Source organism: Arcticibacterium sp. GJ41-1, from assembly GCF_055808875.1.
In genome coordinates this window covers 4,139,880-4,157,365 of record NZ_CM147888.1, presented here as the reverse complement: position 1 = coordinate 4,157,365, position 17,486 = coordinate 4,139,880, and the positions used below count along the sequence as shown (strand labels likewise).

20 protein-coding genes are annotated in these 17,486 nt (G+C 34.5%); 13 read left to right on the top strand and 7 right to left on the bottom strand.

The window, feature by feature from the left end:
* Window positions 1–98: 98 nt before the first annotated feature.
* Together AC0L6O_RS17080 and AC0L6O_RS17075 are read left to right on the top strand one after the other, a co-directional pair.
* Window positions 99–1,046 carry a YihY/virulence factor BrkB family protein gene (locus tag AC0L6O_RS17080; protein ID WP_473304063.1) on the top strand — a complete coding sequence of 316 codons (948 nt, stop codon included), beginning with the start codon at window positions 99–101 and terminating at the stop codon, window positions 1,044–1,046.
* 4 nt (window positions 1,047–1,050) lie between these two features.
* Complete coding sequence (locus AC0L6O_RS17075; RefSeq protein ID WP_473304062.1) at window positions 1,051–2,043, top strand: AraC family transcriptional regulator; 993 nt, start codon at window positions 1,051–1,053, stop codon at window positions 2,041–2,043.
* A 193-nt stretch (window positions 2,044–2,236) separates the two neighbouring features.
* Here the strand turns inward: AC0L6O_RS17075 and AC0L6O_RS17070 are convergent, their stop codons facing one another.
* Together AC0L6O_RS17070 and AC0L6O_RS17065 are read right to left on the bottom strand one after the other, a co-directional pair.
* Complete coding sequence (locus AC0L6O_RS17070) at window positions 2,237–2,704, bottom strand: hypothetical protein (protein WP_473304060.1); 468 nt, start codon at window positions 2,702–2,704, stop codon at window positions 2,237–2,239.
* Window positions 2,705–2,837: 133 nt separating this feature from the next.
* The gene (locus tag AC0L6O_RS17065; protein WP_473304059.1) at window positions 2,838–3,215 is read right to left on the bottom strand and encodes a response regulator; all 378 of its coding nucleotides are present in this window, start codon (window positions 3,213–3,215) and stop codon (window positions 2,838–2,840) included.
* 318 nt (window positions 3,216–3,533) lie between these two features.
* Here AC0L6O_RS17065 and AC0L6O_RS17060 point away from each other — a divergent pair, with 318 nt between their 5' ends.
* Together AC0L6O_RS17060 and AC0L6O_RS17055 are read left to right on the top strand one after the other, a co-directional pair.
* Window positions 3,534–3,722, top strand: coding sequence for a hypothetical protein (locus AC0L6O_RS17060; RefSeq protein ID WP_473304057.1), 189 nt, complete (start codon window positions 3,534–3,536; stop codon window positions 3,720–3,722).
* 78 nt (window positions 3,723–3,800) lie between these two features.
* Window positions 3,801–4,670, top strand: a complete 870-nt coding sequence (locus AC0L6O_RS17055) for an LEA type 2 family protein (protein ID WP_473304056.1) — start codon at window positions 3,801–3,803, stop codon at window positions 4,668–4,670.
* Here the strand turns inward: AC0L6O_RS17055 and AC0L6O_RS17050 are convergent.
* Genes AC0L6O_RS17050 through AC0L6O_RS17040 form a run of 3 tightly spaced genes read right to left on the bottom strand, consistent with a single transcriptional unit; the run spans window position 4,667 to window position 6,999 of the window.
* Window positions 4,667–5,539 carry a mechanosensitive ion channel family protein gene (locus AC0L6O_RS17050; RefSeq protein ID WP_473304054.1) on the bottom strand — a complete coding sequence of 291 codons (873 nt, stop codon included), beginning with the start codon at window positions 5,537–5,539 and terminating at the stop codon, window positions 4,667–4,669. The genes AC0L6O_RS17055 and AC0L6O_RS17050 overlap by 4 nt on opposite strands.
* A gap of 17 nt (window positions 5,540–5,556) precedes the next feature.
* Window positions 5,557–6,639: an AI-2E family transporter gene (locus AC0L6O_RS17045; RefSeq protein WP_473304053.1), complete on the bottom strand. Its 1,083-nt coding sequence runs from the start codon at window positions 6,637–6,639 to the stop codon at window positions 5,557–5,559.
* 9 nt (window positions 6,640–6,648) lie between these two features.
* Window positions 6,649–6,999 (bottom strand): response regulator transcription factor, encoded by a 351-nt coding sequence (locus AC0L6O_RS17040; RefSeq protein ID WP_473304052.1) that lies wholly within the window; start codon window positions 6,997–6,999, stop codon window positions 6,649–6,651.
* A 371-nt stretch (window positions 7,000–7,370) separates the two neighbouring features.
* Here AC0L6O_RS17040 and AC0L6O_RS17035 point away from each other — a divergent pair, with 371 nt between their 5' ends.
* The 4 genes from AC0L6O_RS17035 to AC0L6O_RS17020 all read left to right on the top strand — a co-directional run bounded on the left by AC0L6O_RS17035 (window position 7,371) and on the right by AC0L6O_RS17020 (window position 9,434).
* A complete protein-coding gene (locus tag AC0L6O_RS17035) occupies window positions 7,371–7,913 on the top strand; it encodes an RNA polymerase sigma factor (protein WP_473304050.1) in 543 nt (180 codons plus the stop codon).
* 241 nt (window positions 7,914–8,154) lie between these two features.
* Window positions 8,155–8,616, top strand: coding sequence for a PA2169 family four-helix-bundle protein (locus AC0L6O_RS17030; RefSeq protein ID WP_473304049.1), 462 nt, complete (start codon window positions 8,155–8,157; stop codon window positions 8,614–8,616).
* Between the two features lie 3 nt (window positions 8,617–8,619).
* Window positions 8,620–9,009, top strand: a complete 390-nt coding sequence (locus AC0L6O_RS17025; protein ID WP_473304048.1) for a hypothetical protein — start codon at window positions 8,620–8,622, stop codon at window positions 9,007–9,009.
* An 86-nt stretch (window positions 9,010–9,095) separates the two neighbouring features.
* Window positions 9,096–9,434 carry a response regulator gene (locus AC0L6O_RS17020; RefSeq protein WP_473304046.1) on the top strand — a complete coding sequence of 113 codons (339 nt, stop codon included), beginning with the start codon at window positions 9,096–9,098 and terminating at the stop codon, window positions 9,432–9,434.
* A 4-nt stretch (window positions 9,435–9,438) separates the two neighbouring features.
* Here AC0L6O_RS17020 and AC0L6O_RS17015 read toward each other — a convergent pair whose 3' ends face one another.
* A complete protein-coding gene (locus AC0L6O_RS17015; protein ID WP_473304044.1) occupies window positions 9,439–10,164 on the bottom strand; it encodes a response regulator transcription factor in 726 nt (241 codons plus the stop codon).
* 6 nt (window positions 10,165–10,170) lie between these two features.
* Window positions 10,171–11,787, bottom strand: coding sequence for a sensor histidine kinase (locus AC0L6O_RS17010; RefSeq protein ID WP_473304042.1), 1,617 nt, complete (start codon window positions 11,785–11,787; stop codon window positions 10,171–10,173).
* A gap of 558 nt (window positions 11,788–12,345) precedes the next feature.
* On the opposite strand from AC0L6O_RS17010, the gene AC0L6O_RS17005 reads away from it, so the two are divergent.
* The 5 genes from AC0L6O_RS17005 (at window position 12,346) to AC0L6O_RS16985 (ending at window position 17,450) form a co-directional block, all read left to right on the top strand.
* The gene (locus AC0L6O_RS17005) at window positions 12,346–13,983 is read left to right on the top strand and encodes a hypothetical protein (protein ID WP_473304040.1); all 1,638 of its coding nucleotides are present in this window, start codon (window positions 12,346–12,348) and stop codon (window positions 13,981–13,983) included.
* A 24-nt stretch (window positions 13,984–14,007) separates the two neighbouring features.
* On the top strand, window positions 14,008–14,538 hold the full coding sequence (locus AC0L6O_RS17000; RefSeq protein ID WP_473304038.1) for a hypothetical protein: 531 nt from the start codon (window positions 14,008–14,010) through the stop codon (window positions 14,536–14,538).
* A gap of 1 nt (window position 14,539) precedes the next feature.
* Window positions 14,540–15,220: a hypothetical protein gene (locus tag AC0L6O_RS16995; RefSeq protein ID WP_473304037.1), complete on the top strand. Its 681-nt coding sequence runs from the start codon at window positions 14,540–14,542 to the stop codon at window positions 15,218–15,220.
* Window positions 15,221–15,241: 21 nt separating this feature from the next.
* A complete protein-coding gene (locus AC0L6O_RS16990) occupies window positions 15,242–16,225 on the top strand; it encodes a vWA domain-containing protein (RefSeq protein WP_473304036.1) in 984 nt (327 codons plus the stop codon).
* A 307-nt stretch (window positions 16,226–16,532) separates the two neighbouring features.
* Window positions 16,533–17,450: an AraC family transcriptional regulator gene (locus tag AC0L6O_RS16985; RefSeq protein ID WP_473304035.1), complete on the top strand. Its 918-nt coding sequence runs from the start codon at window positions 16,533–16,535 to the stop codon at window positions 17,448–17,450.
* Window positions 17,451–17,486 lie beyond the last annotated feature (36 nt).

Sequence of the window (17,486 nt, the reverse complement as noted above, 5' to 3'; positions counted from 1 at the left end):
TTTTAGTGGAGACTGTAGAAGTAATTACACAATTTATTGCTTTTAAAAGCTGAAATCGCGGTGCTTAGACAAGGAACAATAATCTAAGTAGCTTGTGTATGGCTTTAAACATTAACTTCTTACATATTTTCAAAGCTCTGAAAAAGAGTGTTTTGAATTTTGGGGATTATAAAATCCCGAAAAAGAGTGCCTCACTGGCATATTATACCACTTTTGCTTTAGCACCCATATTCTATTTTATCTTAACAGCAGGTAGTCTGATATGGACAGATGAAATTCTTAATGGGCAAATTTTCACCAAACTACAGGAGTTTGTAGGTTTAGAAATAGCCGATACGCTTCAAGGCATTTTAAGCAGAACCACCATTGAAGGTAAATCAGGATTGGCATCTGCGGTCAGTTTGGTAACGCTGCTGGTGGCTGCCACAGGGGTTTTTGTGGAGATGCAAGATTCTATAAACGAGATTTGGGAGGTGGAGGTTAAAGAGTCTTCAGGCGTTTTGTCTTTTTTAAAAGACCGCCTAATGAGCTTTTCTATTATAGTAGGTTTAGGCTTTTTGTTGCTAGTTTCTATGTTAATAAACTCGGCCATAGATGTGCTACACGATAGCATTGAGCAAAATATCAGTCAGCTATCTATGTTAATTACCGGGATAATTAATTATACGGTTTTAATAGCACTTATTAGCACGTTGTTTTTCTTGATTTTCACTGTTTTACCTGATGTCAAGTTTAGTCTAAAAACCTCTATAACAGGAGCATTGCTTACTACCATTCTCTTTTTAATTGGGAGGTATTTCATTGGTTTGTATTTAGCCAATTCAGAGCTGAATTCAGTCTTTGGTGCCGGTGGAACCGTGGTTATATTATTAACCTGGGTTTATTATACGTCTATGATATTGTATTTCGGAGCTGCTTATACCAAAAACTTAGCCTTGATATCAAAGGAAACTGTTCGTTCTGAGAAGTTTGCCAATTTCGTTGAAAAAAAAACTAAAGTCATATCCGACAAAGCCATGAATAAAGATATTGACAAAGAATCATAAAATTATGTACACATTTCATTTTGACAAAGAGCCAATATTGGGGTCGGAGCTAGATACTGCTCTGACTTGTAATCTATTGACGGACTGTGATATTTCCAAAATGGAAGTTTCGGCAGAAAGTATGGACGGGAGCTTCACGTATTCCAAAACTGCAGATAATATTTATTATTTGTTTGTGGAGCTGCAGGTGCATAAAGATGTTAACTTATGTTTTAAAGGCGATGCTTCCAGAAAAGGCATGCGTTTGTTTTATAATATGGGTGGCTGTATAAGCTTAAAGCTCTTAGAAAATAAACATGCATTAGCCTCCGAAAACTTATACATCGGCATGTCAAAATCACCGGAGAATTTAAGTATTGCTATTTCAGAGAACACAAGTGTGAAGTTGGTTTTAATTCAAACCGATTTTACAGAATTGGTAGAGGATAATTTCTGTGTGAATGCAAGTTTGCCAACAAATATTAGCAAAGCCAAAGATGGTTTTTACAATAAGTTTGTTCAAAAGAAAGCATTAAACGGTCAAATGAGAGACTTGATAAACAAATGCTTGACAAATGACCAAACGGGCTTAGAAAGAAAGATGAATTTAGAGGCACACTGCAAAGAACTAACAGCACTGGCCATAGGTACCATAGGGAAGTATAAACCTACTTATGACAATACGGCTGCTATACTTACCAATAAAGAACGTGAAGCTATACACGCGGTAGCTAAAATTTTAGAAGAAGAATTTAATAACCCTCCTTTACAAACCGAACTGGCTAGGGAAGTAGGTTTAAATCTTAATAAAATGACCAGTGGTTTTAAATTGATTTATGGACAAACCATCAATAAATATCTTTTAAAAGTTAGGATGTCAAAGGCTAAAAGCCTGTTAGTGATTGAAAATGATTTTACCGTGGGAGAAGTGGCAGAGGCTGTGGGCTTTAGCCATGCCAGTTATTTTATTAAAAAATTTAAAGAATCTTACGGCGAAACACCAGGGGTTTATGCCTAATATAAATAAGCTATTCTTAGGGATAATAGTGCTATCAGGTATGGATAAAAACATCGCAATTTTGTAATGCTTTCGGACGATTGGAGTAGTGTCTTTCCTCTGTAAGTACTATGATGCCTCATTTAATGAGGCTTCATGATATTTCTATTTTGTTGGTTAATGCGGAAGCTCCTCAGCCCAGCTTCCGTATTTTTTATGCTCTAGCTATAATGTTGTTCATGTATTGCTCGTTTTGCAAGCTTACTTTTAAGCATTCTAGACAGCCTTTTACATCATCTTTAATATTTTGAAGATGTTTCATTTCCGTTCTGACTAAAAGCTCTTCAAAATTTTTCATAAACCAAGTATCGCCAAGTTGTAAAGAAAGGCAAACCGTAGTTACTATAGATGTGCTTTTTGCCATGGCGTAATAAAAACCGCATTTTAAAGGAGGTCGCTCCACTTTTATTAAGTCTTTAACATTGCTAGAGATGTCGTCTAACCTGTCCGACATTTTAGAAATGGAGCTTTCGCTATCTTTTATACATGAGCTAAAAAGTACTTTGTCTTCATTGGTGAAGTTTTGAAGTTGAGATGCATGCTGGTAGGCTTCTTTACGCAGCAACATGGTGTAGTAGAAGTCTGATAAATTATCGAATACTATTTTTACTGGGCTGTTCATATCTTGGGTTGTTGTTTGATGGATAAGTCAAAAAGCTTGTTCCATCTTTTCCAAGACATTTTTATCCCTAAACGAGTCAATCTTTCCTCCGAATGAGGAAGAGGATTTCTACAGGTATAAGAAATGTTGAGGTTTAGTTAGCTTTCAGGAGGTTTCTAATAGACTCCACTAACACTTTAAAATTCACAGGTTTTACCAAATAGTTGTGAGCCCCCAAAGCCATTGTTTCTTTAATGTCTTTTTCATTAGAGCTTGTAGAGTAGATAATCACCTTACTTAAGGCGGTTATGCTATCATTTACAAACATTTGAAGACACTCCAGCCCATTTATTTTAGGCATGTTAAGGTCTAAAAAAATGTAGTCTGGTTTGTCGGAGCTTGTTTTTATTTGATTGAGCACGGAGTCTGCATCGCTAAAACATAGTAAGCGTGCCTTAACACCAGAATCGTATAAAGCCATGTCGAAAATCTCTTGATCTTCTTGATCGTCGTCTACTAGATATATCAGCATTACACCAAATATTAATTATTACGTAAGATATAAAACTGCAATCGCTCGGAGTAGTGTGGAACAAAAATAAGTAAAAACCTGATATAAATTCTGTTATTCATTTTTACTACGGTCTTTTTTAGCTTTCCGTTAGGCACATAGTGGAACCAGAAGTGAGAGGGTTTTAAAACATTAAGTTTTAATAAGCCTGTGGAAATGGGGGTGTTAGCTACGCATATTACAGCCATTGGTGACTTTTTTCTACACTTTTCTACAGTATTACCCCGAAAAAGCATCGGAATTTGGTTTTTATATAGACAAGTATAAAACACGAATACAATGGAAACAATAATAGTTTTATTAGTAGTAGGTTTAGTATCAGCATTAGCATTCATCTTAGTGAAAAGCTCTCTTGCCAATGATACAAATGAAGATAAGTCTCAGCAATTTGGGAGAAGTCTTAACAGAGAAGAGATTAAAGAGAAGTTTCGTCACCTTAACAGTGTGTCGTCTCAGATTAGATTATAAATAGTGGTTTAGGGTTAATTAATAAAAATGGGAGAGCTTTCTCTCATTTTTTTTTACACGAGTATTACATTTAAAATCATGAAAAAGCTATACATTATATTGTTTGCCGCGTTAATAGTATTTGCCGTTTTTTGGGGTTTATACAAGTTTAGTGGTGTGTTTACGCCAAAAATGACACTGTCTGTACTTCAAATAAATAGGGTAGGTGCTGATGAAGCCACACTTCAGGTTAGGGTAGATTTAAAAAATAGGTCGCCGCTGTCCGTCAGTTTTAAAGATGTCAATTTTAGAATAAAAGCAAATGCCGAAACTTTGGTAGAGACCGGTACAGTCATTCCTGTTGACATGAAGGCTTTCAAAACGACGAGTTTCACTGTTCCAATAACGCTTAAGCTTTCTGAAATTAAAGCTTTAAATTATCAGAAAGCACTTGAGAAACAAGATAGCTGTATGTATAGCTTTATGCTTGAGGTGGTGAACGAACCTAGCTTTTTTCTTCCTGATACTTTGTTCATAGCAAAAGAAGAAAAGTTGCCGCTTTATCACCTTCCAGAAGTGGTCTTGACTAATATGGAGGCTGTAAAGCTTTTAGGTTCAGAGGGGCCAAAGTACAATTTGACACTGCTCATAAAGAATAAAAATAAAATACCGCTAGTTATTAAAAATCCACGTTACGCTGTGACATTTGAAGGGAAAGATGTATTGATTGAAGGTACTTATCCTGAGGATTTAGTAGTGAAGGCAGAGTCTGGTAAAACCTTTAAATTAATGGTGCAGATGGACAGAGAAACTATAATAAAACATGCTAGTAAACTGCTTTTTAGAAAAGACGAGCTAGATGTTAACCTTATTTTTAAAGGAAACTTAGAGACCAATAGTACCTATATAGACGGATGTAATTTGGTAGTGAAAGTGAAAGGGAACTTTAAGGAGTTAATAAAGAATTAAGAGCCAGTTTTAAAAATAGATAAGCCTTTATCATAATTTTTAAGCTCTATAATATCTCCTGGCATATTAATATTATTCGCTAATAAAGCCTCATAAACCTTCGTAATAGCCTGCGTTTGAACCTCGATGCCTGAGTACTTTTTATCAAAAGTATCAAGCCAATATTGTACAGTGATTGTAATGGAGCTGGCTCCTAATTTTGCTATCATGTTAATCGGAGGCTTTTCTTCGCTTATAACACCAGGTACTTGTTCCATGGTTTTTTGTATGATGTTTCGGGCCTGAGCTATATCACTGCCATAATCTATTCCTACATTAAATTGGTTTCTCAGAAAACCATCTATGGTATAATTATATAAGGGGTTTTTAAGAATTTGACCGTTAGGTATAAAAACATCTTTGCCGTCAAAAGTTTTGATTTGAGTATCCCTAATATTCATTTCTTGGATAGTTCCTGTTACACCAGAAACTTCAATGATATCGCCTACTCTGAATGGTCTTTTGAATGCCATCACTATTCCTGCCAAAAAGTTTTCTCCTATATCTTTAAAAGCAAAACCGATGACAAAAGTTGAGATTCCGGCAGCGGCTAAAATACTACCAGCTAGACCTTCTAGGCCCACCACGTAGAGAAAAAAGAGTATAAGTACTATTACGTTTACCACTCTAAGTACTTCGTCAAAAAAATCTACAATGAGATGGTCTTCTGCTCGTTTAGCAAATATTAAAGAACCTTTTTGTCTAATAAATCTAAGCAAAAAACCTGTCAAAAAGGTGAGCAATAAAGCGAGACCAATTCTGGGAAGGGTGCTAATGACAGAATGATAAAATGAAGTGAGTTGTTCTTGAATTTCAGTGATTTCGTTCATTAAAAATAATTTTTAGCTTAGCTCGTTTTTATTTCTTGAATGCTTGGTTGTTTATCGCCAGGGGCTGGGAAAGATGTCATTAAAAGCCAAATAGGGTTCAAAGTTTCTACGTGCCTGCATACTTCCTTAAATATTGCAGCTATCGGTATAGCCACTATTAATCCTGCAAGTCCCCAAATTTTACTGAAAATAAGTAAGAAAACTAGTACTACAAAAGGATTGATTCTAATCTGATTTCCTACCACGTTAGGGGTAATAAAATTACCTTCTAAAAACTGTACAAAGGTCATCCAGCCTACTACACCCATGGCATTTAATGCACTATCATGATTTACTAAAGCCATTAATGCAGGAAGTAAAGAACCCACTATTACACCCACATAAGGTATTACACTCAAAAGGGCAGCCAGAACACCGTAAAAAATGGCATCTTCTACGCCCAAGAATAATAAGCCTACAGAGTTTAATACAGCTAGAATCCCCACTACCTTAGCAAAACCCGTAAAGTAGGATTGTAATACTTTTTTAGAACTTTTAATCATGGCTCTAAAATCTAGCTTATTAAAGGGTGCTACTATTTTAGATAACGCTCCTAGAAAAAACTTGGAATAGCTTAAGAAAAAGAACATGTAAATAGGCACTAAAAGGATATTAATAATAATATCCAGAGAGGTGTTGAGAGAGCTTGAGCTATTTTCAAAAATGGTCTTTATATACTCCTCTGTGGTGACTTGCCTTTTGTAAACATTGACCAGTCTTTTACCCATCTTAGACTCATTAAGCTCAGAAATGATAAGGTTATTATAATGACTCATTTTGTTCATTATCTTCTCTTGGTTTTCAGAAATATTACCAAGTTGATTAATGAAAAGGTAGCCAAGTGAGGAGAAAACAGTGATAACGACAAAGATTCCAATTATACTGGAGAGACTTTTATTTACTCTTTTTGAAGTGAAAAAGGTAACAATGGGTTGTACCGCAACAGACAATAATATGGCTATAACTATAGGTACCAATATCGATTTTAGGTAAATCAATACTATGACTAATAGAGTACACAATATCAATACCGAGGGTAGGTCTCTAAGTTTTAGTTTCATGTTTAAAGCTTACAGCGAATTATGGTGAATTAGTTGACTGATGTGGCTCAGCTTAAATGGTTTTGGTACAAAAAAATCAGCTCCTTTATTCAGTGCTTTGGACTGTAAAGAAGTCATTGCAGAAATCATGATAACTTGTGTTTCTGGAAAATCAGATTTAATGTTGTCAATTTTATTGATACCCAAACCATCTGGTAGGTTATTATCTAAAATGACGGTGTCGGGAGTATTTTTCTGAATAGCAGTCAAACCTTCTGCTAGATTCATAGCATAACTTACTGTAAAGTTATTTTTCTGTAGGTATGCTTTTAGTAGGAGACAGATATCTTCTTCATCATCTATTATTAGTACTTTTTTCATATTTCGAGTTTTTATTAAGCGGGCGTTTCTTAGAGACCGTCACCCCGTCAAAGCTTTAAACCTTCCTTCTTTTGCTTTAAAAGCCAGTGAAATAGGTTTCGCTTTTCATTATTAAAGAATCATTCCTGTGGAATAAGAGGTATAAGACTTGGACGATTTTATTGAGAAGTGAGGAATTGCGTAAGTCATTTTCTGCCAATGTGTGTAAAGTGTAGAATTTAATACACATATACACAGGCGAAAAGTCATTTTGTTTAATGGAATCCTATTTTATAAGAACAAGTATATCAATAAAGTGTTGAACCTGAAATTTACACTGAAGTGAAACGCCTTAAGAATTATACCTAAAATCTAAATAAAACCTCATCAAAATGAAGTATTCAGAAAAAGAACTAGTCCTGGCTTTAATCGATAATAATCCTCAAGCCTACACTTATTTGTATTCCAATTATTCTAATTCGCTTCAAATTATAATAAGTAGGATAGTGAAAGACTCGGAACATGTTTCTGATTTACTTCAGGATGTTTTTATAAAAGTTTTTGGTAAAATAAAAAACTACAATGCCGTCAAAGGTTCTCTTTATACTTGGATGGCTCAGATAGCAAGAAATACAGCAATTGACTATTACAGGAAACATTCAAAAAATACTTTCTTCACTTTGGACACTGAGCATCACGGAAACGATTCCAAGATGTGGGTTTTTCAAAACAATGATGTTTCAGACATGGGTGAACATTTAGAGAAGTTAATTCCTGAAAGAAAGGCAATGATAGAAAAAGTGTATTTGGAAGGATTTACTTATAAAGAGGCTGCGGAGGAAATGGAAATACCGATAGGAACAGCAAAATCAAGAGCAAGAAGAGCATTAAGAACTTTAAAGAGCGTTTATGAATACAGAGCAAAGGTGGCGTAATGAACGTTCTGGCTACAACTAAATCTATCACCACTGTTCGTATAAAATCCCCTAGGTTTTCCTTGGGGATTTTCCTGATTCGGGGCTTAAGGTTTAGAAAGGAGTGAAAACACCCTGTTTTGGGTAGTTGGGGATGAGGCTCTACAGGAGGCAACATAAAAGTATCTTGGCTTCTACATTTTAGGTAGGTTTTTAATGTGGAATGGGCTTTTAACTCTAATAGTCAAACAACACAATAATTATGAAAAATCAAGATAAAATTAAAGCACTTCAAACATTAGCTGAACTTCAAGTAGACCGTGAGGCGGGTTATCGTAAAGTAGCGGATGAAGCAATAGTAGCAGATTTTGACCTGAAAGTTATGTTTCAGAATATGGCAAACGACAGTAAGAAATCTACCGAATTTTTAAACGCTTTTCTAAGTGAATATGGTGGAGAAAAAGTGGAACATGAAAATTCTTTTTTATCCAAAATTCACCAAATGTGGATTGATGTAAATCAAGCTATTGCGGTAAAAGATAGGAAAGCACTATTGTCAAACTGTGAGTTTGGTGAGAATATTATCATAGGAGCTTATGAAACCATTTTGGAAGATGAGAGGCTGGTAGATGTGGAAATAAGAATGCTTCTGCATAGTCAATTAGATGATATTAAGAAGTCTCTAAAGATTATTGAAGATGTTAAAGAATTAGAAGAAGCATAAATTATGAAAGTATTAGGTATAATAATTATATCGGTTTTGTTTCTGTTCTCAATAGGGGTAGACTCAAAAAATACAATCACTGATGAGGGAGTTCAAGAGTTGGACTCCCTTTCTCAGTCGATAGATTCTGTGTTTAACGAGGTGGAGGCAGAAAGGATTAGCCTGAAACTGAAGTTGGAGCAGTCTTTGAAAGAGACAAATAAGGACTTATTGGCTGTAGAACAATTGCTTACAGTCTATTCGGGAAAGGAGAAAAGTACAGAGCTGAATAAAAAGAAAGAGGTATTGGTGGCTAAGAAAAAGAAGCTTTTAAGTAAGTATGGAGAGCTGTCTGTAAATGCTAAAAAAGATTTGCAAGAGCATATGGAGTTGGTAGAGGTATTAGATAATTAATTTTAAGCTTTCTACCTAAAAGCCATTATTAGCATTGGGTAATCAAAATCACTAAATTTCTGCTGTGAGGCGGTAATGATTAATTTATGACGAAACGTATACTAATTATTGATGACGAATTAGACATCTGCTTACTATTGCAGAGCTATCTAAAGCGTCAGTCTTTTGATGCCCATTATGAGCAAAATCTAAAAACGGGTTTAGAAGCTTTAAATGAGTTACAACCCTCGGTATTAATTTTAGATAACAACCTTCCTGATGGTTTAGGCGTAGAGCACATCCCAGCTATTAAGGCATCTTACCCTGATATAAAACTTTTAATAATTTCGGCCTACAGTTCTTTAAAACAAAAAGCCATAGACTCTGGAGCAGACGCCTTTATTTCTAAGCCCTTTAATTATGCTTCTATAATGGCTTATTTGTAAAATCTTACTTATCTCTTCTGATTATATTGATTTGTTTCAGGAATTTGCTTTTTTGATTTGCTGGAATTACTACAGTTTTCTGTACATCGTTTAGCTTTAAGATGTTGGTGTTTATTTCAGCCACAAAATCTAAATTAATTATAGATGAGCGAGATATTTTATAGAATTGAGGTTCAAAAAAGGTCTTACTCAACTCACCAATATTGATAGAAAAGTGTTCGGGTAATTTTTGGTTTTTAAGGTATATGTAAGAGGTATAACCTTTTGCTTCTATCAGGATTACATCTTCTCTTTTAATTTTTTTAAGTCCCTGTGTCACAGGAAAAAATAGATAATCTTTGTTGCTCTTAACTTTAGCGTAGAATTGGTTATAAGCAAGCTCAATTTGGAAAACTAGGCCTTTGGTATGAAAAGGTTTGAGAATGTAATTAGCTGGGTTTGTTTTAGAGGCCTCTTCAAATTTTTCATCATCAGAGTGTGATGTTAAATAGACAATAGGAATAGGCATAGATTTGTTCACTTGCTTCGCAAAATCAATACCTGTTTTTTCTTCATTTAACTCAATATCTACTAAAGCTAAATCGATGGGCTCCTCCATCATGGTTTTGAGTGCTTCTGTATAATTATAGCAAATTACGGGTTCTAAGTGCCCCGCTTTTTTGATTATGTTTTTAATGTCATTTGCAACTATTACGTTGTCTTCTAAAATCAGTATTTTTAAAGGGGTCATGGTTTGTCAGTTTCTATTAAAAGTCATGGTTAGTTCTAATTTTTCAAATATATCTATTTCTAGGTTTCCTTTTAACTGAGCAGTTTGCATTTTAATCAAATCCATACCGAATCCGTTTTGAAAGGTCTCTTTGTTTACAACACCAGGCCCATTGTCCGCATATTTAAAATATATAAGTGATTCATCAAGAAGTTTGACTTCAAAATTTAGTTCGGGCTCTTCTGTGAACGGAAATGCATATTTACAAGAGTTTGTGATTAGCTCATTTAGGATAAGACCTAAAGAGCTTGCTTTGTCGGGTTCAAGTTCTATTTCTTGAATATTTTGTGTGATTTTTAATTTCGTAGTTAAATCAAAACTATCAAGAGCGTACTTGAGCACATTTCCCAAAAAGTCTGCAATGTTTACACTGCCAGCATTTTTGCCGTCATAGAGCTGTCTATGTAGTATAGCGATACTTTCGAGCCTAAATTGAGTGTCTTCTAAAGCTCTTTTAGATTTAGAGTCATATATATTTTCTTTTTGTAGGTTTATTAAACTTGATATTAGCTGTAAGTTGTTTTTTACGCGATGGTTTTGTTCGCGAATTAAGATATTATTTGTTCGAAGTGTTTGAGCCCGAGAATGATATAAATAATAAAATAGAAAGGCTAAGCCAATGGATAGTAGAAGACCAATGAGAACAATTAATATTATTCTATTTTGAGTTTTTATTTTTAAGGAGTTCTCTTTTAAGAGAAGCTCATTCTTTTCTGTGTTGTATTGTATTTTGAGTTTGCTTAATGCCCCATCTCTATCAGCTTGATAAATTATCTTATCCATCTCAATTCTTAATAAAAGATACTCCAAAGCCTTCTTATAGTCTTTCTTGTCGTTGAAATATGTATACCAAGCGTTATACAAGCGGGCTTTGAAATGGGAATTTTTCGATAAACCAGTCTTTAGCCTTTCATTCATATCGTTAAGCAGGATTTCAGCTTCTTTAAACTTTCCAAGAGAACTTAATAAGTTGGCTTTTCCTGCTTGTATGAGGCTAAGTGAGAAAAATTCATCATCATAACCGTTTAGAAGTTCTAAGGCATCATTAAATAGAATTAAGGATGAGTCTGGATTTGTGGGAATAAGTTCTGAAGCCTTATTATATAGCAAGGCGGCTTTGGTTACTATATCGGTTTCGGCATAATTATTTACGAGTTCTGGAAAAAACTGTTTTAAACCTCTGATTGAGTTGCCCTTTAAGAATATATTCTTTGAGACTTCTTTGATTCGCTTATATTCATCAGTTTGCCCACTTTCATGGGCTATACCAGCCATCTGGTGGTATAGCCTACCAGTTTGGTAAGGCATGTTTCTGTCTTCTACAATGACTAGAGACTTTAAAAAGTAGTCTAATGATTTTTCGATGTTTCCAAGGCCATGCTCAATTTTACCGAATAAATAATAGGCCTCTGCTAAACCTTCTGGATCATTATTTTTTTTGCTTGCCTCCAGTAAATCAGAGGCATAAATTATTCTTTCTTCGGTCGTTTTAGAATTATTCTTTTGCTGAGCAAACGTTAATGAATATGCTAAACTAATTAATAGTATAGTAAAGAGGGCTTTATGGATTAGTTTGCTTGTCATTTCTACTGTCAAAGTTAGAATAGCCTTAGTGAAAAACAAGATAGGCTGCCTTTGTTGTCTGAAAATACCATTTCATTATATTATAACTATTGTTCGTTGTAAATGGCTTGGTAGGAGGTAGCTTATTTCTTTTTAGGGTTATACATTAGTAGCACTATTTATTATAAAATTGATTTGACCACATATAAACCACGCTCTACAGGTGAAAAAAACTAACTGCTTTTTACAAATTTCGGCTTCCGGTACTCAAAAAATATACCACTAAATATAGTTTTGATTGAAAGCGTACGAATGATATATCTTAGGTCTTGATGGTTTTGAAGTTTTCTGATAATATGACCAAAGGAATGGATATTAACCAAACCTCAAGAACCCTAGTTTTTTGTAGTAAAAAGTCAATTGCTTATAATTAAGTCTGTATTAGTTCTGTATCTATTCGGTTTATATTGAGTTGTTTAATAACATAGAGCGTTTCGGGTAATTAGCTTTAAATTTTAGATAGCTTACTGTTAAGGTTTAGATGCAGGATTTGAAATAGTTAAAAAAGATAATAAAAAAATGATAAAAAGATATCAGTTATTTCTCATCGCAGTATTATTAATAGGGGGGACAGCCTTCGGTCAAAATGACTTCGTCTCTATTATAAATGGGCATATTGAAGAAGTAAATACTTCTAAATATGTTTTTAAGCAGAACATGGAATTGATAGGAGATGAAGGAAAAGCAAAACTAGAAGTAACTACGATTGACTCTAAAGGGAGACGAAAGGCGACAGAGTTTGTTTTTAATTTCAGAGACCTTTCAGAAAGAGGCATTAGTTATAAAGTAGATAGGGATGTTATAAAAATAAATGTTCTTACAGCCGATAAAAATAAGTTTATAGCAGAAAGAGAAGAAGGGGAGCTTTCTGGTTACAGTTCAGATTTCCTTATTTATAATAGAGATTATGATAAGACCAAAGAGATTATAACTAACATGAAAGAGTTAATGGCTTTTTTCGCCAACGTGGTGCCATCTAACTCTCCACCTTCAAAGCTAGAGGGTATTCAGGACTGGTTAGTTACAAATATTAAGGGTTTTAGGAACGAAAAGGATAATATAACACAGTCTATATCTTTTGACCCAGAAAGAAAGCTTTCGGCCACATTTACTGTAAAATCGGCAAATTCTAAAGGTGAAGATATTGAGTTCTACACTTTTAATATGGCAGATCTTAATGCGGATTATATTTCAATTGGTGTTAAGTCAAACAAGTTTGTTTTGGAATTGTTGACAAAATCTAGTTCTAAATACATATCATACAATGAAAATGGAGAGTATGGTAATAACCTTAAAGAATTTGAATTATGGAGCGATGATTTAGAATTAATGAAGCTTTGGAAGGAGGCTTTTCAAAAAGCAATACCGCTAGCTGATACACTTTTGGAGCATAACAAGATTGATATAAATAGCTCGTCTACAGCTCAAAGTTATATCAAGATTTCTCAGAATGCATCCTTTGATAAAAATTGTAATTGTACTATAGATTTCAAAGAGAAAGACCTTCCTAGGCAATATAAGTTTAATCTTTTTGATGCTGACGATTATTCTATAGATAAGTCGGTTTCTGGGAATCAATATGAAGTAGAGTTTAAAACCAAAAGTGGTAAAGACTATATAGCTATACTTGAAGATGAAGTACCTATTGACTTTACTAATAAAGCTGTGGTGGCTTCAACGGATTTAGAATCTTTTAGACAAATGGAAGAGTCTTTAAAGTTTTTAATCAAAGAGTGTCAAGAGAACTATGTCCCTTTTGTTAAAGAAGGTGATATTAAAGAAAGGTTGAATTGGATTGCAGCAGCAATACCTAACTATCAAAATGACGTTACAAAAATTGAGCAGAAACTTACTTATAATAATGAGGAACCATGTAAAATGAATTTCAGTGTCAAAGTGAATAAAGAAGGTAAAGAGTCTTCTAATAGTTACGAGTTAAAAGGTTATCTGTTAGATACCTATACCTCTGGGGTAGATGTAAGCGGAAGTAATGTGAATCTCCTATTACAGTCTATCGATAAGGGGAAAGTTTTTGAGTCCTTTGAAAATGGGCAGCCAGATAATTTTGTGAGCAGTGTTAAGATTAGAATAGATGATTTAGAGAAGGCAAAGTCTATAAATGAGACTTTCAAGACTATAATTAATGATTGTAAATAGATTTGAAACTTTAAATATGGATGAATGAAAGTATTTTATGTATTGATTAGTAGTATCCTACTATTAGGATGTCAAGATGAAGGTTTTAATAAACTATCCTTTAGAGGTACCAGCCCAAATGGTAAACTGGTTTCCATTTCTGTTTCTTCTAAGAATGGGAAGGTAGAGGGTTACGGTTTCCATAGAGGGGCAGACTGCGAGATTAATGAGTTTGAAATAAAGGGAGTAGATAAGGATGGTCTAATTGAATTTGATGAGTTGGAATTTGATACTGGACAACTTTATGGAATGGTAGAAGCTGTATTAGATAAAAGTGACGGAAGTTTTTCATATGAATGGACTGATGGACTTGGCGGGAATCCTGTAAGTATTACATTGGAAGAGTCTAGGCGTAATGCTAAAGAGCTTCTGGCTATCTTACCAGAATGTAAAAGTGCTAAACCTAACAAAGCGAGAAAGGTAACTAGAGCATCAACTCCACCAACTAAGAGTAAGGGCATTTTTGAGGCTGTAGGTGGTGCTTTAGGTAAGAAAGTAGATGAAAAACAAAAATAGTATGAGGAGTTTTCTAACAATACTTCTTTTTGTGATTCCTTTGATTTCATTCGCTCAGACGGAAGTCGAAGGGAATGGACAAAAAACACTAAAACTGAGAAGCAAGTCAAAAGTGGGCGGTTCTGGCAATTTCAATTTTGCAGCCACGGTTGGTGGTGGAGCTCATTATTATATCCCTAAGCTTTCGAAAGATTGGACTGAAACTGATGGAGGGCTCGGGCTAAATATGGCCTATTATGCCTCTGCAAGTTTGGTTTGGAATGTCAAAGAGAAGATGGCGGTCACTTTAACTTCGGGTAAAGTTTTTTCAGGTATTGAGAAACGGTTTATTACAGAAGGTGATTTACAATACACTTCACAAGAAACCTTAGATTATATTCCTGTGCAGTTAGGTCTTAGGCTTTATTTGGGCAGGACTTTTTATTTTGAGCCACAAATAGGAACAAGTTTTATGGACTTTAAGACTAAAACATCTGAAGAACACCCATTTGGAGAGTACGAAGAAATTCAAAAAAAGAATAAATTTTTTGGCGGTCTTGGGATGGGTTTAGACATAAGGAAGAACAATCTAGCCATAGATGTTTCCTCTTTTATTCATTACACAGAAAATAGAGAGTCCTTTGGTTTTACAGACCCTATATCTTACGCTGGTCTACGTCTTCAGATTGGTTATTCTAATTAATCCTAATCGCTATATAATCACATGAGAAAAATACTTTTACACTTATTAGTTTTGTTTGTTTGCTTTCTTAGCTCATGCAATAGAGTGGTGGAAATAGAGGTTCCGCCGGTCAAAGGTGCTCCAAGTGGGGCTGTATTGAAAACCAAAACTGTTTCTTACGAGGATGGTATATATACCGTTGAAGTTGATATTCATATAGTGGATGATAGAGGGCAATATATAAGAAACTTGGAACAGGATGACTTCGTTTTTAGAGAGACTTATTATGAGGAAACACCTAAGGTTATTGGTCTTGATAGAGGTTTGAAAACAGAATATAAAGGTTCTTATGAAGCTTTGTTTTTAATGGATCAGAGCGGAAGTATTGAAAGTAATGACCCCTACGATAGTAGAATAAACGCTGCTAATATATTTTTGGATAATTTGGGTTCTGGAGATAAAGTTGGCTTAGCTGAATTTTGTTGTAATGGCTATAATGTGTTAAACGAAATTGGAAGTGATTTAGGACCTATTAGGGCTAATTTGGATTATCTTGCTATTAGTGAGAATGGAGGAACTCCTCTTTATTTTTCAACATATAGTCTAATAGAGTATCTAAGCTCTTTAGGAGGAAATGAAGATAACAGAGCGTTAATAGTTTTTACCGATGGTGCTGATACGGAGGGTGTGGTGACTCCAGATGAAATTATAGCACTGGCAAATCAAAAGAATGTTGAAGTATTTACAATTGGGCTTGGGGCTAGTTTAAGTAATTTGGATATACTCACTAGAATTGCTAATGATACCGGCGGGTATTTTATGTGGGCTCAAGATGCGGAACAAATTATTAGCTACTTCGGAACTTTAGGAAATTTGTTAGAAGGTGATGCTTCCTACTATAAGCTGTCTTTCCAAATAAAAACCGATAGTCCAATTAACTCACCAACAACTATTCTTTACTACGTTGATGTAGCTCTTTCTCCTGTTAAATCCATAACTATACCCGTCTCTGTAACGCTGCCATAGAAAAGCATAAATGAAACTTCTGAAGCCTCTTCTTAAAATAAGAAGGGGCTTTTTGGCTATTGAAATATCTACTTTGTCTATAAATGTATAGCGTATTATGTTTAAAAGTGCTTTGATAGGTTTCTCTTTAGTTTGCTGGAATGAGCTTGAAGTTGCCTTTAGCCTTTTACAGTGCTTCCTGACGTGCAAATAAGACTATTCTTTCTATAAATAGTGACAGATAAATAAAAAGATTACTAGTTAAACCATTTTTGAAAGTTTACTGTTCTGATGAGATTATGTTTGAAACTAATAATTTCTGAGAACAATGGAAAAGCTGACTTTAGAAGATTTTTACTCAAAAACACTTTTGGAAGGTGGCGGAGCTAAGTTTGCTCAACTCTCTAAAATGAGTCATGTCAACATATTTAAAAGGGATAATTTAAAGTGTGTTAGCAGTAGTATAGGTAAACTTCATAGAACAGATTTTTACAAAATATCTTTGGTGGTGGGTGAAGGACGACTTCGCTTTAAAGACCAAACCATAGAAGTATCTGGCCAAGCTTTAGTTTTCTATAATCCTAATGTTCCTCACTCTTGGGAAGCTCTTTCTGAAAACCAGTCGGGTTACTTTTGTTTGTTTAATGATAAATTTATTGAGCCTTATTTAGCTACAGAGGGCTTTAAGAATTCTGCTCTGAATAATCCTGAGGTTAATCCGGTTTTTCATTTAACACAAACAGAAGCTCATTATTTCACCCATCTGTTTAAAAGGATGTATGATGAGTTAGATTCATCATATGAGTATAAGTATGATATAATCTTGCATAATTTGCTCATATTGATACATGAAGCTAGTAAGAGAAGAGCCTTCAAAACCAAGGTAGAAAAGACGGCAAATGCCTCTTTGACCATTACTGCAAAGTTTATGGAGATTCTTGAAAGGCAGTTCCCAATTGACTCATCAGAGCATTCTATTAGTATTAAAAAACCAAGTGATTTTGCAGATCATCTTTCTGTACATGTCAATCATCTAAATAGAGCGGTGAATGAAACTACAGGAAAAAGTACCTCCGATATTATATCCACTAGGTTAGCTAATGAAGCTAAGGCACTATTAAAGCACAGTTCTAACTCTGTTTCTGAAATTGCTTATACCTTGGGTTTTGAGCATCCTTCTAATTTCAATCTGTTCTTTAAAAAACACGCCGATATCTCACCACGAGCCTTTCGGAATTTGGTTTAAGGAGTAATTATTTGATTTTAATAAGTAATAGAATGA

Coding starts and splice junctions, on each gene's coding strand:
- AC0L6O_RS17080 (WP_473304063.1), top strand. CDS start 99: ATGGCTTTAAACATTAACTTCTTACATATTTTCAAAGCTCTGAAAAAG.
- AC0L6O_RS17075 (WP_473304062.1), top strand. CDS start 1,051: ATGTACACATTTCATTTTGACAAAGAGCCAATATTGGGGTCGGAGCTA.
- AC0L6O_RS17070 (WP_473304060.1), bottom strand. CDS start 2,704: ATGAACAGCCCAGTAAAAATAGTATTCGATAATTTATCAGACTTCTAC.
- AC0L6O_RS17065 (WP_473304059.1), bottom strand. CDS start 3,215: ATGCTGATATATCTAGTAGACGACGATCAAGAAGATCAAGAGATTTTC.
- AC0L6O_RS17060 (WP_473304057.1), top strand. CDS start 3,534: ATGGAAACAATAATAGTTTTATTAGTAGTAGGTTTAGTATCAGCATTA.
- AC0L6O_RS17055 (WP_473304056.1), top strand. CDS start 3,801: ATGAAAAAGCTATACATTATATTGTTTGCCGCGTTAATAGTATTTGCC.
- AC0L6O_RS17050 (WP_473304054.1), bottom strand. CDS start 5,539: ATGAACGAAATCACTGAAATTCAAGAACAACTCACTTCATTTTATCAT.
- AC0L6O_RS17045 (WP_473304053.1), bottom strand. CDS start 6,639: ATGAAACTAAAACTTAGAGACCTACCCTCGGTATTGATATTGTGTACT.
- AC0L6O_RS17040 (WP_473304052.1), bottom strand. CDS start 6,999: ATGAAAAAAGTACTAATAATAGATGATGAAGAAGATATCTGTCTCCTA.
- AC0L6O_RS17035 (WP_473304050.1), top strand. CDS start 7,371: ATGAAGTATTCAGAAAAAGAACTAGTCCTGGCTTTAATCGATAATAAT.
- AC0L6O_RS17030 (WP_473304049.1), top strand. CDS start 8,155: ATGAAAAATCAAGATAAAATTAAAGCACTTCAAACATTAGCTGAACTT.
- AC0L6O_RS17025 (WP_473304048.1), top strand. CDS start 8,620: ATGAAAGTATTAGGTATAATAATTATATCGGTTTTGTTTCTGTTCTCA.
- AC0L6O_RS17020 (WP_473304046.1), top strand. CDS start 9,096: ATGACGAAACGTATACTAATTATTGATGACGAATTAGACATCTGCTTA.
- AC0L6O_RS17015 (WP_473304044.1), bottom strand. CDS start 10,164: ATGACCCCTTTAAAAATACTGATTTTAGAAGACAACGTAATAGTTGCA.
- AC0L6O_RS17010 (WP_473304042.1), bottom strand. CDS start 11,787: ATGACAAGCAAACTAATCCATAAAGCCCTCTTTACTATACTATTAATT.
- AC0L6O_RS17005 (WP_473304040.1), top strand. CDS start 12,346: ATGATAAAAAGATATCAGTTATTTCTCATCGCAGTATTATTAATAGGG.
- AC0L6O_RS17000 (WP_473304038.1), top strand. CDS start 14,008: ATGAAAGTATTTTATGTATTGATTAGTAGTATCCTACTATTAGGATGT.
- AC0L6O_RS16995 (WP_473304037.1), top strand. CDS start 14,540: ATGAGGAGTTTTCTAACAATACTTCTTTTTGTGATTCCTTTGATTTCA.
- AC0L6O_RS16990 (WP_473304036.1), top strand. CDS start 15,242: ATGAGAAAAATACTTTTACACTTATTAGTTTTGTTTGTTTGCTTTCTT.
- AC0L6O_RS16985 (WP_473304035.1), top strand. CDS start 16,533: ATGGAAAAGCTGACTTTAGAAGATTTTTACTCAAAAACACTTTTGGAA.